This is a genomic window from Breznakibacter xylanolyticus (genome assembly GCF_003254275.1).
Classification (GTDB): Bacteria; Bacteroidota; Bacteroidia; order Bacteroidales; family Marinilabiliaceae; genus Breznakibacter; species Breznakibacter xylanolyticus.
In genome coordinates this window covers 128,752-144,438 of sequence record NZ_QKZK01000009.1, presented here as the reverse complement: position 1 = coordinate 144,438, position 15,687 = coordinate 128,752, and the positions used below count along the sequence as shown (strand labels likewise).

At 50.3% G+C, this 15,687-nt stretch carries 14 protein-coding genes and 1 pseudogene; 11 read left to right on the top strand and 4 right to left on the bottom strand.

Features of this window, described 5'->3' with window-relative positions; translation table 11 throughout:
* Positions 1 to 27: 27 nt before the first annotated feature.
* Complete coding sequence (locus LX69_RS07415) at positions 28 to 396, bottom strand: DMT family protein (RefSeq protein ID WP_111445181.1); 369 nt, start codon at positions 394 to 396, stop codon at positions 28 to 30.
* A 503-nt stretch (positions 397 to 899) separates the two neighbouring features.
* On the opposite strand from LX69_RS07415, the gene LX69_RS07410 reads away from it, so the two are divergent.
* The 4 genes from LX69_RS07410 to LX69_RS07395 all read left to right on the top strand — a co-directional run bounded on the left by LX69_RS07410 (position 900) and on the right by LX69_RS07395 (position 5,187).
* Positions 900 to 1,562, top strand: coding sequence for a TorF family putative porin (locus tag LX69_RS07410; protein ID WP_111445180.1), 663 nt, complete (start codon positions 900 to 902; stop codon positions 1,560 to 1,562).
* A gap of 161 nt (positions 1,563 to 1,723) precedes the next feature.
* On the top strand, positions 1,724 to 2,080 hold the full coding sequence (locus LX69_RS07405) for a P-II family nitrogen regulator (RefSeq protein ID WP_111445179.1): 357 nt from the start codon (positions 1,724 to 1,726) through the stop codon (positions 2,078 to 2,080).
* A gap of 18 nt (positions 2,081 to 2,098) precedes the next feature.
* Positions 2,099 to 3,343 (top strand): ammonium transporter, encoded by a 1,245-nt coding sequence (locus LX69_RS07400; RefSeq protein WP_111445178.1) that lies wholly within the window; start codon positions 2,099 to 2,101, stop codon positions 3,341 to 3,343.
* Between the two features lie 296 nt (positions 3,344 to 3,639).
* Positions 3,640 to 5,187, top strand: a complete 1,548-nt coding sequence (locus tag LX69_RS07395; protein WP_146260669.1) for a methyl-accepting chemotaxis protein — start codon at positions 3,640 to 3,642, stop codon at positions 5,185 to 5,187.
* Positions 5,188 to 5,255: 68 nt separating this feature from the next.
* Here LX69_RS07395 and LX69_RS07390 read toward each other — a convergent pair whose 3' ends face one another.
* Positions 5,256 to 5,750, bottom strand: a complete 495-nt coding sequence (locus tag LX69_RS07390) for a sigma-70 family RNA polymerase sigma factor (protein WP_111445176.1) — start codon at positions 5,748 to 5,750, stop codon at positions 5,256 to 5,258.
* 358 nt (positions 5,751 to 6,108) lie between these two features.
* Between LX69_RS07390 and LX69_RS07385 the strand changes: the two genes are divergently transcribed.
* From LX69_RS07385 to LX69_RS07360, 6 genes are all read left to right on the top strand, one after another.
* Positions 6,109 to 6,360, top strand: coding sequence for a DUF4492 domain-containing protein (locus LX69_RS07385; protein WP_111445210.1), 252 nt, complete (start codon positions 6,109 to 6,111; stop codon positions 6,358 to 6,360).
* Positions 6,347 to 7,939 (top strand): cytochrome ubiquinol oxidase subunit I, encoded by a 1,593-nt coding sequence (locus LX69_RS07380; protein ID WP_111445175.1) that lies wholly within the window; start codon positions 6,347 to 6,349, stop codon positions 7,937 to 7,939. The genes LX69_RS07385 and LX69_RS07380 overlap by 14 nt, the downstream gene beginning before the upstream one ends.
* Positions 7,940 to 7,941: 2 nt before the next feature.
* A complete protein-coding gene (cydB, locus tag LX69_RS07375; RefSeq protein WP_111445174.1) occupies positions 7,942 to 9,075 on the top strand; it encodes a cytochrome d ubiquinol oxidase subunit II in 1,134 nt (377 codons plus the stop codon).
* 710 nt (positions 9,076 to 9,785) lie between these two features.
* Positions 9,786 to 11,060, top strand: a complete 1,275-nt coding sequence (locus tag LX69_RS07370; RefSeq protein WP_221621302.1) for a serine hydrolase domain-containing protein — start codon at positions 9,786 to 9,788, stop codon at positions 11,058 to 11,060.
* A 215-nt stretch (positions 11,061 to 11,275) separates the two neighbouring features.
* Positions 11,276 to 11,746 (top strand): thermonuclease family protein, encoded by a 471-nt coding sequence (locus LX69_RS07365; RefSeq protein ID WP_111445173.1) that lies wholly within the window; start codon positions 11,276 to 11,278, stop codon positions 11,744 to 11,746.
* Positions 11,747 to 12,160: 414 nt separating this feature from the next.
* Positions 12,161 to 12,967, top strand: coding sequence for a DUF6261 family protein (locus LX69_RS07360; protein WP_111445172.1), 807 nt, complete (start codon positions 12,161 to 12,163; stop codon positions 12,965 to 12,967).
* A gap of 256 nt (positions 12,968 to 13,223) precedes the next feature.
* Here the strand turns inward: LX69_RS07360 and tnpA are convergent, their stop codons facing one another.
* Positions 13,224 to 13,661, bottom strand: a complete 438-nt coding sequence (gene tnpA / locus LX69_RS07355) for an IS200/IS605 family transposase (protein WP_111445171.1) — start codon at positions 13,659 to 13,661, stop codon at positions 13,224 to 13,226.
* Positions 13,662 to 14,225: 564 nt separating this feature from the next.
* Positions 14,226 to 14,288 (bottom strand): annotated as a pseudogene (locus tag LX69_RS18345) (DUF4160 domain-containing protein); the annotation flags it as partial.
* 133 nt (positions 14,289 to 14,421) lie between these two features.
* On the opposite strand from LX69_RS18345, the gene LX69_RS07345 reads away from it, so the two are divergent.
* Positions 14,422 to 15,645, top strand: coding sequence for a metallophosphoesterase family protein (locus LX69_RS07345; RefSeq protein ID WP_111445169.1), 1,224 nt, complete (start codon positions 14,422 to 14,424; stop codon positions 15,643 to 15,645).
* Positions 15,646 to 15,687 lie beyond the last annotated feature (42 nt).

The window sequence follows — 15,687 nt, the reverse complement described above, 5'->3', positions numbered from 1 at the left end:
TTTAGCAACACCCCTCATTATGATGGGTTACTTTTTAAAAATAAAAAACACGGCTAAAATGAGAAATGCAAAACCAATGACGTGATTAAAACGAAACGTTTCGTTTTTAAAAAACACCAATGTAAAGATGGTGAACACAGTCAGCGAAATAACTTCTGCGATCACTTTTAGCTCGAACATACTAAAAGGGCCACCATAACCTTTATATCCCAATCGATTCGCCGGAACCTGCAGGAAATACTCAAACAGGGCAATCCCCCAGCTAATCATCACCACCCCCACAAAGCCCACGTGCTGAAACCACTTCAGATCCTTGAATTTCAAATGGCCATACCAGGCCAGGGTCATAAACATATTGCTGGCAATGAGCAACAGCACCGAAAACAAACCTTTCATCCTTATGTGATTATTATCGTTCGTTGGCGAGGAGATGCTTTGTCCTCTTTTTTAATGATGCCTCCCCATTATTAAGGAATAGCGCAGCAAATATACACACTGAAGGTATTGGATTGAATATCGAAATGGGAAAATCCGAACATCATAGAACCCTTCATGTACAAAAACACCTGCTTCCTCGAAAAGATCCATAAATAGCCAATGCCATCCTTTTATCATCTTTTCTACGCACACTCACCCATTTTTAAACGCCTTTCAAACATGTATTGATGCCATTTTCATAGTCATACCCCATTTTTAATGACGCATTGAAATTTTTTTCTGTTTTTTCACATCATTTATTCATCAAGTTAGTTCGTGATTCAAAAACTTTTCATAGTTTTGCAATACAAACTTACACATCGAAAGTTTTTCATTCTATTTCGTGTTAGTTTGAATTTTTTAAACAACTTCTACTTACAACATACAAGCCAAAAACAATCATTCACTAAAACCATACGAATATGAAAAGAGTATTTTTATCCTTCGCAGCCGCCATCGCATGCATGGCTACTTTCGCACAAGAATCAGAGGCGACCAGCCCATTCAGCATCTCGGCCGATGTGGTGAGCCGGTATGTATGGCGCGGATCTGAAATTGGAGGGTCACCCAATATCCAGCCCGGCTTATCATATAGCATTGGCGGATTAACAGCAGGAGCATGGGGGAGTTATGATTTCGACTTCTCAAAAACCACTGCAGCACCCGAATGTGATCTCTATTTAAGCTACGATTTTGAATTTGGCTTGGGATTCATCGCAACCGACTATTACAATCAAAGTTTCAGATATTTTGACTATGATGGTACAACCGGTGCTCACTCCATTGAATTAGGTTTAACCTATTCCATCGGCAACTTATCACTGGGTGCTTATAAATTCATCAACCAATCAGAAGCCACCTATGTGGAAGCCGCCTATGAATTTAAAAACGCGAAATTATTTGTAGGTGCCGGCGACAAATCGTACTACCTCAACTACACCGAAGACTTCAACATTTGCAACGTTGGTTTAACCGTTGGCAAAGAAGTACAACTGACCGAAACCTGGAAAGTCGCTCCTTACGCCTCATTTGTGGTGAACCCCAACAAAGAAGAAGCCTTTTTGGTACTGGGCATTACCCTGTAACAACACTACGATAGCACAGACTATGGGTGCATAAGTTCCACCCCGGCACATATAGTCGTTTGCAAGCCGAAAGCTGAGTTATCAATGATGTCAAAATCAAATTCAAAACATCCCAAACATCCCCCTTTAGTGGGGGGATTGAGGAGCTAAACTATAAACCGATGAAAAGAATTGAAGCAATCATCCGCAAAACCAAGTTTGACGAGGTGAAGCAAGCCCTTCACGAAGAAGGCATCGACTTTTTCACTTATTGGGACGCCCGGGGCGTAGGAACCGACCTTCAAGGCCGCATTTACCGGGGCGTGGTGTACGACACCAGCGTCATCGAAAGAACCATGATTTCGTTTGTGGTCCGGGATGTCAATCTGGATCGCTCGGTGAAAGCCATTTTGAGAGCAGCCTACACGGGCGAGGTTGGCGACGGACGCGTGTTCATCTCCACCATCGACCAGTCACTGCGCATCCGCACGGGCGACGAAGGCGATGAGTCATTATACGACAAGGAAACGGGTAAATAATCACACAAAGAGAAAAAAATGGAAACAGTAGATATCACAACAGTATTGGCCGAAACAGCCTTTTCGGTCGACACACTATGGGTCTTGATTGCGGCAATCTTGGTCTTTTTCATGCAGGCAGGCTTCGCGTTAGTGGAAGCCGGTTTTACCCGCGCTAAAAACACGGTCAACATATTGATGAAAAACCTCATGGACTTTTCAATCGGATCCATCACCTTCTTCATATTGGGTTTTGGCATCATGTTTGGCGAAGACATTGCCGGCTTCATCGGCACCCCCGATCTGTTTTTCAGCGGTGGTTTTGAGGGTGGCGTTCCGGGATTGGCATTCCTCTTTTTCCAAACGGTGTTTGCAGCCACTGCAGCCACCATTGTTTCAGGAGCCATGGCCGAACGAACGCACTTTATTTCGTACCTCGTGTTTAGTTTCATCATCACCCTGGTCATTTACCCAATCTCGGGTCACTGGATATGGGGAGGCGGATGGTTGTCACAATTAGAAATCCCGTTCCATGACTTTGCCGGATCAACAGTGGTGCACTCTCTGGGTGGATGGCTTGGACTGATGGGAGCCCTGATTCTAGGCCCCCGCATTGGCAAGTTCAACGGTAAAACCAACGCGATTCCCGGTCACAACCTCACCTTGGCAGCTCTGGGTGTCTTTATCCTGTGGATGGGCTGGTTTGGATTTAACCCCGGATCACAACTGGCCGCCCATGGCACAGACAACGCCAACGCCATAGCCCTGATATTCATGACCACCAACATTGCCGCCGCAGGTGGTACGGTCGGAACACTCATCACCGCATGGTTACGATTTGGAAAACCATCACTGTCATTAACTCTCAACGGCTCATTGGCTGGTTTGGTAGCCATCACTGCCGGTTGTGATGTGGTGAGCCCCGCAGGAGCTTTGTTGATTGGCTTGATGGCGGGTGTGCTGCTGGTATTCGCAGTTAGCTTTATCGAAAACACCCTCAAAATTGACGACCCCGTGGGTGCTTCATCGGTACACGGAATCTGCGGTGCTTTTGGAACCCTCATGGTAGGCTTCTTCTCAACCAGCGAAGGTTTGTTCTATGGACATGGCATTGGCTCACTCATTTCGCAGCTCATTGGTGTGGGCGCTGTTGCAGCCTGGGGCTTGGGAACCGGATTTATCCTGTTCACCGCACTGAAGAAAACTATTGGCCTGCGTGTCGACAAACGTGTTGAAACCGAAGGTCTCGATATTTACGAACATGGCGAAAATGCTTATAACTGATCTGAAACGTGCAACTTTTGTGATTCTTTAACGGCATCGCGCTATGATTGTAGAAGGGGCTTCCAATGGGTAGCCCCTTTTTTGTGCATTCTAAATAAGCAATAAAATAACGTCTTCGGGTTAATATTAGATCACTGCATAACCCTATTATTCAAAACACTTAACCACTTTTGTCAAATTCTAAATAACAACCATTGGGGATAATTTGTTTTTGAATATTGGACAAAAAAATTAGATTTGTGTGCAAAGGCATAGATATTTTCGCCAAAAAAAAACAGACAAACCCCTCACTCAACATGATTAAACATTTATCGTTCAGAATCAAGCTGATTCTGGCCTTTCTTATTGTGGCGCTATTTTTCATTGGCAGCAGTGCGTACAATTTATGGGTTCTCAACAAAAACCACCAATCCCTTAACCAAATTAACCAGGAAGAAATTCCCGAAGTCATCTACGCTTCGCAACTACAGGTCACCTGGCTGAAGGCTCGTTACCAATTGGTGCAATTTGTTGACTTACGCGACGAAAACAAACTACACAAAGGGTTTGAACTCATTGACTCAACCAACGAAATCATCCTCAAATGTTTTGAAATTGCTGAGAGCTCGGAACACAAAGAGGAACTTACAAAAAAATACAGCCATCTGGCTCAACTCATCAAGGATTACCGTTTTTTATTTCAACGCTACGTTGATTTCAGCAACAACCTGATAAACAACGGAGAAGTCAATAAAAGCAGAGAATCAATACACGCCCATCCGCAAGTTGCAGATCTCTTTGACCAAATTATCAGCGCCTCGGAGCAAATTGATCAAAACACCCAGAGCATTGCCATTCAAGCGTTAGAAGACACCAAAAATTCAAACATCGAAACGGAATCATCCATGATTGGTGCCGTGTCGGTTTTGTGGAGCACCCTCATCATTGCTTTTGCGGTTGGGATGCTGGTATCATTTCTGCTTTCAGCATCACTCAGCAAGGGCATCAACCGCAGCGTGACCATTGCCGAAGCCATTGCCGCCGGAGATTTATCACACGACGTGAGCCATGAAGACCTGTCGCGCGGTGACGAAATCGGTCGACTGAGCAAAGCGTTGGATAAGATGGGAAAGAAACTTAACGAAACCATCACGGGCATCACCGAAAGCACCCTTACCATCGCCCATGCCAGCCGTGAAATGAGCAATGCCTCACAACGCATCTCAACCGGCGCCAACGAACAGGCTTCGTCGGCCGAAGAGGTGTCGAGCGCCATGGAAGAGATGGCCGGCAGCATTAGCCAAAATGCCGAAAATGCCAACAAAACGCGTCACACCACGCATCAATCGACCGAAAGCATCACCAAGGGCAACCGCAGCGTGCAGGAAACCGTTGAGGCCATGGAGCAAATCGGCAACAAAATAAAAGTCATCAACAACATTGCGGCACAAACCAACATTCTGGCGCTGAATGCGGCCGTGGAAGCAGCTCGCGCCGGCGAACACGGGAAAGGATTTGCCGTAGTGGCACAGGAAGTCCGCAAACTGGCAGAGCTCTCCAAACATGCGGCCGACGACATCATGAAGGTATCGGCTCAGGGCATCCGTATCTCGCAGGAGGCCGGCGTGTTGCTCAACACCATCGTGCCCGACATTCAACAGTCGGCCGAACTGGTGGAAGAAATCGCCGCCTCGAGCCTTCAGCAAAAATCGGGTTCAGATCAAATCAATTACGCCATCGCCCAACTATCGCTCATCACTCAGCAAAATGCGGCCGATGCTGAGGAGATGGCAGGCACCTCGCAGGAGCTATCGGCACAAGCCGATCAACTCCGCCAAATGATCGCATTCTTCAAAACCAAATAATAGGTTCAGCTCAAAAAAAACGCCCCGTCTGAAGCATCAGACGGGGCGTTTCAATTGCAAACACTTATTTAATTGGCTATTATAGACTGTAACTTTTTGCGGGCAAACGAAATGCGGCTCTTCACCGTCCCGATGGGCAAATCAAGTTTTTCGGCGATCTCTTTATATTTATATCCATACACATGCATTTCGAAGGGCACGCGTAATTCTTTTTCGAGCCGCTGAATGGTATCGCGAAGCGTTCCCTCGTTCATAAACATCTCGGGCGTTTCGCGGGTAGAATGAAAATTACTCAGATAAGGCACTTCATCCATCGACGTATCTTTTTTGGAGGTACGAGCCTTGCGGCGATAGTCGTTGATAAAGGTGTTGCGCATAATCACGTGCATCCAGGCATTAAAATTGGTATTCTCGGCAAATTTATCCCTGAAATTCAAGGCTCGAATAATGGAATCCTGCAACAAATCCTTGGCATCATCCAAGTTATAGGTTAATGTCATCGCGTAACGCATAAGTTTGGGTTGAATATCGATGACCCGGCTGTTGAATTGTACTGCAGTCATGGCATTTGAGTTTTTGGGTTAAACATCATTTGAAAGGTGCAAATCCCGTGTTGGTTTATTTTGGTATTTGTTTACCTTTTTGCTTGTTCAAATATAGAGTGTTTTTTTTAAACACCAAACATCTGTTCATCATTTTCGTGTTATTTTTTAGTCAACCCACGTAAACAACTCTCTAACCGAACATTACAAACACATCACTCCGAAATAAAAAATCACACCAAGTGCAAAAAAATGTAAACACCCCCTCAACCAAATGACGAAAAAATTGTTTAATGAAACGGAGTGGCACAAATGGGGTGATTTATATATATTTATTGACCCATTCACAGCCACAAACCTGAACTTCACACCACGCACGATGACAACACAAAAAAGCACCATCCGGCGCATCTACGACTTTTACGCCGACGGATTTAAAACCCTGTCGCCATGGGCGCGCAACATGTGGGCCATCATTCTCATCAAGCTGTTCATCATGTTTGTCATATTTAAGCTGTTTTTTTTCCGCGACACGCTCAAAAACCGATTCCCCACCGACCAGGAGCGGTCGAATCACGTCATAGAACAAATTACCACACCTAAAAATCATCACAACAATGGAGCACATTGATTTCGCGCTGGTGAACTGGTCGCGGGCGCAGTTCGCGCTCACGGCCATGGTTCACTGGCTATTCGTCCCCCTCACCCTGGGTCTGGCATTCATCCTGGCCTTTATGGAAACGATGTATTACAAAACCCGCGACCCGGAATGGAAAACCATTACCAAGTTCTGGATGAAGCTCTTCGGTATCAACTTCGCCATTGGCGTGGCCACGGGCATCATTTTGGAATTTGAGTTTGGCACCAACTGGTCGAACTACTCATGGTTTGTGGGTGACATATTTGGAGCGCCACTGGCCATCGAAGGCATCATGGCTTTCTTTTTGGAGAGCACCTTTATTGCGGTGATGTTTTTTGGATGGAACAAGGTATCGCCACGTTTTCACCTCATCGCCACGTGGCTGACGGCCGTTGGAGCCAACCTGTCAGCTCTGTGGATATTGGTGGCCAACGCATGGATGCAGAACCCGCAAGGCATGCGCTTCAACCCCGACACAGCGCGCAACGAGATGGTGAATTTTTGGGATGTGCTGCTGTCAGAGACGGCCGCCAACAAATTCATACACACCACCACATCGGGATTTGTGCTGGCATCGGTGTTTGTGATTGGCATCAGCGCCTGGTTTTTACTCAAAAAAAGGCACCAACTGCTGGCACGCCGCAGCATGATTGTGGCCGGCACCTTTGGGGTGATTGCTTCGGTGATTCTCATCGGGTCGGGCGACACGTCGTCGCGCGAATTGTCACGCATACAGCCCATGAAGTTCGCGGCCATGGAGGCCCACCTCGACGGGGGAAGCGACGTGCCCCTGATTGCCATTGGGGTGCTGGGGCCTAACACCAGCCAACCCATCACACCCGACACGCAGGAGGACATGATATTTAAAATAGAAGTCCCCGCACTGCTGTCGCTGATGACCCATGGCGACCGCACCACCTACATTCCCGGCATCAAGGATTTGCTGTACGGCAATAAGGCGCAGGGCGTGATGCCGGCCGTTGAAAAAATAAAACTGGGCTACGAAGCCCAGCAAACACTGCGGGCATACAAAGATGCCCAACAGGCGGGCGACACACTGCAGGCACTACAGCTACGGTCGCGCTTTGAAGACCCGGCATGGATGCAAAGTACCTTTAAATATTTTGGATACGGCGCCTACTACGATGAAAACCCGGAGGTGCTGAAGCAAAATATCACCCGCCTGGTGCCCAACATTTCAATGACCTTTTACGCCTTTCACATCATGGTGGGGCTGGGATTTTGGTTTCTGATGCTGTTTGCACTGGTGCTGTGGTTCATTTACCGTCAGCAGATTGACCGCACCCGCTGGCTGCTATGGGCAGCCGTGTGGACCATCCCATTGGCCTATCTGGCCAGCGAATCGGGCTGGGTGGTGGCCGAAGTGGGACGCCAACCCTGGGTGATTCAGGATTTGATGAGCACCATGACTGCCGTATCGCACATCGACACCACCTCAGTGATGATTACCTTTTGGCTGTTTGCCATCACCTTTGCGGCACTGGTCACGGCCGAAATCCGCATCATGCTAAAACAAATTAAAAACGGACCTAACGATGGAGGACACTGACCATGTTTGAAACACTATCACACTTAACACTGCAACAATATTGGTGGTTCCTGATATCGCTATTGGGAGGTCTGCTGGTATTTTTGATGTTCGTGCAGGGCGGGCAAACGCTCTTTTTCACACTGAGCAAAACGCGCGACGAACGCACCATGCTCATCAACGCGCTGGGGCGCAAGTGGGAATTCACGTTCACCACGCTGGTGACGTTTGGCGGAGCCTTCTTCGCCTCGTTCCCGCTGTTTTACAGCACCAGCTTTGGCGGGGCTTACTGGGTGTGGATGATCATCCTGTTTGCCTTTGTGGTACAGGCCGTGTCGTATGAGTTCCGCAGCCGGCCCAACAACCTGTTGGGGGGGCGCACCTACGAGGTATTCCTGTTCATCAACGGGCTCATCGGCACCCTGTTTATAGGAACGGCGGTGGCCACCTTTTTCACGGGGTCACCCTTCATCGTCACCGACATGAACCACTCGAAGTGGCAGGCCGCCACACACGGGCTTGAACTGGCGCTGAACGTGCACAACCTCACGCTGGGGCTCACGGTATTTTTTCTGGCGCGCACGCTGGGGCTGCTCTATTTCATCAACAGCATCGACAGTCATGAACTCATTGATCGTTGCCGTCGCCACTTGTGGTACAACGCGGTGCCCTTTGTGGTGCTCTTTCTCACGTTTGTCACGTGGCTGATGCTGCGCGAGGGGTTTGCCGTGCATCCCACCACCAAAGAGGTAACCATGGAGGCCTTCAAATACTTCAACAACCTGCTGGCCATGCCGGTGGTGCTGGTGGTGTTTTTGGGCGGGGTGCTGGCGGTGTTGTACGGCATTGGCACCGGTCTGCTGAGCAGGAAAACGTCGGGCATTTGGTACGCGGGCGTGGGCACGGTGCTCACGGTGGTGGCGCTGTTCCTCATCGCGGGGCTCAACCACACCTCCTTTTACCCGTCGACGGTGGATCTGCAAAGTTCGTTGACCATCGAAAATGCGTCATCGAGCCACTTCACCCTCACGGCCATGAGTTACGTGTCGCTGTTCATCCCGGTGGTGCTGGGCTACATCTGGATTACCTGGCGATCGATCAACCGGAACAAGATTGACAGCAAAGAAATTCACTCCGACGATGTGCACGTGTATTAAGGGGGGCGGTTTCAATGTCGTTTAAGTAGAGCAATTCACAGAGTCAAAATAAACGCTGAGGCGCGTAGGCGCTGAGTTGGTTTGATAAATAGATTGCGTTTAAATATGAAAGCAGATAACTCAGCATTTAATCATCGTCCTCTACTTAACTAACAAAGAACTAACGCTGAGTTGCAGTGAGATAAGATGAGAACCAGTGAGGAGAAGAAGCCTCAGTGCCACTCGGTAAAAGAGTTATAATAGAAAGAGACAAGAAGATGATTAGACAAAAGACAGATAGATTAGACTGAAGAGACGAAGAGAACGGATATCAATGTGGTTTAGTTAACCCCAATGGGACTTCACTTAACGACATTGAACCATTCATTTACCATCATCCATAAAAAAACTAGAACCATGTCACATACCGCCGTATTTTTATTTTTCATGTCGTGGCCATTGAGCATTGTGGTGAGTTATTTTGCCGTGAGGCTGATGCTCAAATGGCTCGACAAGGGGTGAAGCCCCTCTCCAATAGGGAGCCTAGACTAAAAACAAGGGTGGCATTATCATCCGCCACAGCCATTCAATTTTGATTTATTTCGCAACACAGAAACCAAACCGCGTGGCCAGCCGGTTTGGTTTTTTTATTTTTGATGCGCTTGAATTTTTTAATCCAATTCTTCAACATGCCCGATGGGGATGGAGGGGATTTACAACAATACCAATCCATGAGAAACAAACAATTATTGACGGGACTATTCGCCCTGATGGCGCTGGCCGCAACGGCGCAAATGCCTAAAACCTTCATCACTCCCAAAAGTGCGGCTGCGGCGGGTTTCGATGCCAAACGACTGGCGCGCATCGACTCTCTGATTCCGGTGGCCATCAAGGCCGGCCTCCTGCCCAATGCCGTGACCTTTATCGCCCACAACGGCCAGATAGTGCATCACAAGGCCTACGGCTACCGCAACATCGAAGAACAAATTCCGCTTCAAAAGGATGACATTTTCCGCATGGCTTCGCAAACCAAAGCCATCACCAGCGTGGCGCTGATGACCCTGTTTGAAGAAGGTAAGTTTTTACTCGACGACCCCATTGAACGATACATCCCCGAATTTGCGCACCCGCAAGTGTTGGAAACATTTAACGAGGCCGACACCACCTACACCTCCCGCGATGCCAAACGATCCATCACCATTCGCCACCTGCTTACGCACACTTCGGGCATTCACTACGGCATATTGGGCGGCGGACAGGGCAGCATGATGTACGCCAAAGAACACATCCCGGCGGTGAACTCGCTCGAAAACATCACCTGCGAAGAAGTCGTGAAGCGCATCGCCAAAATGCCTTTGATGTTCGACCCGGGCGACAAGTACCAATATGGCATGAACACCGACGTGATTGGCTACCTCATTGAGGTGCTGTCGGGGAAAAAGCTGGATGTGTTCATCACCGAGCGGGTGCTCAGGCCGCTGGGCATGAACGACACTTACTTTTATTTGCCCCAAAGCGAGGCCAACCGCCTGGTGACCCTGTATTCATCGACCCCCAAAGGGATGGTGGTCAATAGCAACCCCTCGTACCAAACCTACCCGGTGAATGGCGCCAAAACCTTCCTGTCGGGCGGTGCCGGATTGTGCGGCCCCATTGAAGACTATGCCCGCTTTTGCCAAATGATGCTCAACCACGGCACCTTTAACGGGGCAAAGATATTGAGCCGCAAAACCGTTGACATGATGACCACCAACCACATCGGCACGCTGGCCATCAATGGCAAGGGCAACAAGTTTGGCCTTGGGTTCGAAATCATTAACCACCCCGGCGCCACCGGCACCCCCGTATCGCAAGATGCTTACCGCTGGGGCGGCATGTACTACACCGACTATGTCATAGACCCGGCCGAAAACCTCATCCTGCTGTTTTACACCAACGTGCAGCCCTACCGCGGCCCCGGCATTCACGAGACGTTCCGCAACCTGGTGTATCAGGCACTGGAATAGTAGATGAACCGGACATTCATCGACAAGCAAAACGATGCATCATAAAGAAAAGAAGAGATTAGACAGATAGAAAAGAGTGAGGAGACCGGTCTAAAAATCGTTTCTTAACTCATCATCTGCCTCCTCGTCATAAAGCCTTCTTTTCTTCACTAAACAGAAACACACCCCTCCCCCCTCCCCTTGCAGGAGACCGGGAGGGGCTTTTTATCATCCCCATGCGCACCCTCCACTTTTTAATTTTGATGATGCTGATGCCGGCCGTGCTTAGGGCCGAGAACCCCGCCACCCTCACCGTGACCCAGGTGGTGGATGGCGACACCTTTTGGGGCACCGATGCCGGGGGACAGCGCATCAAGGTGCGGCTTATTGGCGTAGATGCGCCCGAGTCGCGAAAAACGGGCCACAAGCCCGAGGGATTTTACGGCAAGGAGGCCAAGGCCTACCTCACCCGGCTGCTGATGAACCAGCGCGTGCGGCTGGCCTACGACAAATCAGCCCGCGATCGCTACGGGCGAACCCTGGCCTATGTGTATTTGGCAGACGGCACGTTTGTGAACGATTTGCTGGTGCAAAAGGGATACGCAAAGGCCATTTACTACAAACCCAACGGAAAATACCGGGAACAACTATCGCGCAGCTGCAAAAACGCCCAACAATCGGGTGCCGGCATGTGGCAGCAGCGCTGAAACACCCATCAACAAGGTGCCACAAGCCTGCGGGAGGATGGAAACGTCGGACGAAGGAGTTGTGCATCACTGCACAGCCATTTCGTCCCGGGACGAATGTATGATGCAGCCATGCACAAGCGTTTCGTCCCGGGACGAAAGTAAGATGTAACGATGCATAAGCATTTCGTCCCGGGACGAAAGTGTTCTGCACCATTACACGCCTGTTTCGTCCCGGGACGAAAAGTGCGTGTAATGATGCAACATCTCTTCGTCCCCGGACGATTACAGTATGCAGTTCTCTTAAATAGCTTCGTCGCAAGACGATGACGATATGCAAAGATTTTATATCTTTATGTCGCAAGACGATGGTGGTGTGCAATGATGCATCACGACATCGTCCGACCAAAATCACCTCAACCCCATGTTCGACTCATGACTCAACTCGAAAACCTTAAGCACGGACATCTAAAAAACGCCCAACACTGCAGCTTCCACTGTACCGTGGTGCAGAATCTCCAAAAAATAGAGGCAAAATATCTTCCCGATATCCCACGGTTGGCCAACTACATCGAATGGGTAGCTCGCGAAAAATGGCAACCCAAGCCATTAAGCACCCGTCACTATGCAGAGCAGCTGCAGCAGCTCCGACATCAACGCCAACAGCATTACCGGGGGCTGCATCACGCGTTGCAGTCGCACCTCAACGGCTTTGACGCCGACAAGCACGAGGCCGCACGCCTGTTTTTGCACGCCATCACCTATGCCGGTTATCGCAACAAACGACGGGGCGAATTGGACGAAAGCATCATGATGATTCTAATGGTAAAGCATGCCCGCGAAAAACTGGCCGACCACATGTCGCAACTGCAACTGGAGCCCTGGATGGATCACATCGACCAAATGAATCAGGAAATTGAACAGGTAAAAGACCTCCGGGAGCAACAACGCCTCAATTATCGTCCCCAATACACCACCCAACAATTGCGCCACGAGGTGGACGAGGGCTATCGCCAGGTGCGCAACTACCTGCATGCCCTGATGCTGCTCAACGGCCCCGAGCCTTACGAACATGCCGTGCGATGCATCAACACCGAAATTGACCGCCTGAAACTCATCATGGCACAGCGCAAAGGTCGCGCCCGCAAAAAACGGGAGAAACTCGAACAACAAGCACATCAAAACGTGAGCGTGAAAGCATCCATCGACATCGCTGAAGGCGAACATGAGTCGATGAACTAACACTACGTTGACAGATGAGAGTCAACAGTGACAGATACCCCGGCCTTAAGGCCGGGGTTAAGGATCAGCTCTAACATCAACCCCAGCCTTCAGGCTGGGGCTAAGGACTAACTCTGTGATGAACCCCAGCCTTCAGGCTGGGGCTTAGGATCATCCCTACTCCTAACCCCTCCCTTCAGGCTGTGGTTAAGGATCATCCCTACTCCCAACCCCAGCCTTCAGGCTGGGGCAGATCCCACGGAATGATCCTCGGGCTTTAGCCCTTCACAACACAAAACCCATACAGATTCACAAATTCATCGTACTCCTCCTGCCACGACTTTTTCCGGTGATGCGCTTCCTGGTTGGCAATGTAATCGCGTACTTTTTGAAGTTGCGACACACTCACCGAAACGGCAAAATATTCATCGGCCCACTCAAACTTATCACTCCCCACTGCCCCTGTTTTATTGACCCAATGCGACGACTCACCCTTGATCAACTGCATGACTTTGGACAACGATTGATCAGGATGCAGATTGATCAAACAGTGTAAATGATCCACATCGCCATTGATGCAATCGATATAAATCGACTTTGTCTTGGCGTTATGCCTGATGTGTTCGATAAGTATGATCTTCACATCCGGTGTCAAAAAAGGATATCGGCTTTTGGTGCCCCATACACAATGGAGCCAATTACGCACATATGACATATATTCATGAACTTATGGGCTAAAGCCCGGGTTAAGCTGTGACAGATGCCCCGGCCTGAAGGCCGGGGTTAGGAATGACGGTATCTATTTGCCGTATATCCCCAAACCTGAAGGTAAGGAAAAAAGGCTATGCCAAACAACAATCAGCTCTCCCATCAACCCCAGCCTTCAGGCTGGGGTCAAGGATCAGCTCTACTCCCAACCCCACCCTTCAGGCTGGGGGCAAGGATCAGCTCTTCCATCAACCCCAGCCTTCAGGCTGGGTCTAAGGATCATCCCTACTCCTAACCCCACCCTTCAGGCTGGGGCCAAAGATCATCTCTACTCCCAACCCCACCCTTCAGGCTGGGGGCAAGGATCATCCCTACTCTAACCCCAGCCTTCAGGCTGGGGCTAAGGATCATCTCTACTCTCAACCCCAGCCTTCAGGCTGGGGCGATCCCACGAAATGATCATCGGGCTTTAGCCCTTCACAACCCCAAACCCGTACAAATTCACACATTCATCATACTCCTCCTGCCACAGCTTTTTCCGAAGATGCGCTTGCTTGTTGGCCATATAGCCCCCTTTTTTTTTTGCATGTACATGCATCATCTCATGCTCATTTGAGAAAAAGAAAACAAGAATCCCTAAATATTCAAATATCTTTGGCCTTATCCAAAGTCTTGCATTACCGCATCATCTGTCTCATGGCCTGACATCTTCTTATCATAACAAAGCAACACTGCACTGACAACTCACATTTCTATCAACCCCTCCCATGCGCATCCTCCACACCTCCGACTGGCACCTGGGCAAACGCCTCGACACCCTCTCGCGCTTTGACGAGCAGGTGGCCGTGATGGACGAAATTGTCCGCCTGGCCGACACGCATCAGGTCGATGCCGTGCTGGTGGCCGGCGACCTGTTCGACACCATCAACCCACCCATCGAGGCCACCCACCTGCTGTACAAAACCCTCAAGCGCCTCACCCACGATGGCCGTCGCGCCGTGGTGGCCATCGCCGGCAACCACGACTCGCCCGACCGCATCGAAGCCCCCCACCCGCTGGCAGGCGAGTGCGGCATCGTTTTGGCCGGCTACCCCCACTCCACGGTGCCGGCGTTGGAAACCGACAACGGCGTGCGCATCACCCGTAGCCTGCCGGGATTTGTGGAACTGACCACCCCCGGGTGCGACCATCCGCTGCGACTGCTGCTCACCCCTTATGCCAACGAGATGCGGCTGCGCACCTGTCTGGGCGTCGACGACAAGGAGCAGGCGCTGCGCGAGGTGCTGCGATGCCATTGGCTCGACATGGCACAAACGCACTGCGATGCCCATGGGGTGAACGTGCTGATGACGCACCTGTTTATGATTCAGCAGGGCGCCCCATTGCCCGAGGAGCCCGACGACGAAAAACCCATTCTGTACGTAGGAGGCGCGCAACCTGTGTTCACCGCCGATGTGCCCCAAGGGGTGCAATACGTGGCGCTGGGGCACCTGCACCGCCGACAAACCATCGACACGGCGCCCTGCCCCGTGGTTTATTCGGGCAGCCCGCTGGCCTACAGCTTCAGCGAAGCCAATCAGGATAAATACGCAATGCTGGTGGATGTGCAACCGGGGGCGCAGGCCGTGGTCACCCCCCTGCCCCTCACATCGGGCAAACGCCTGCTGCGCCAACGCTTCACCAGCGTGGATGATGCCGTGGCCTGGCTGGCCGAGCATCAGCAGGTGTACGTGGAGCTCACCCTGGTGTCGGACACCTACCTGACGGCCGACGACCGCAAACGCCTTTACGCCGCCCATCCCCACATCGTCACCCTCATTCCCGAAGTGAGTCACCAAGCCCTCAACCCCACCGGTCAGCGCGCGGCCATCGACCCCGCCCAAAGCACCGATGCCCTGTTTATTGACTACTTCCGCTCGCGCAACAACGGGCAGGAACCCAATGAACAACTGATGGGACTGCTGCGAGAGGTGCTGGCGAAGGACGAATAAAAACCAACCGATTTTCCGTTTTTTTTTGTAGAGACAGGGCTT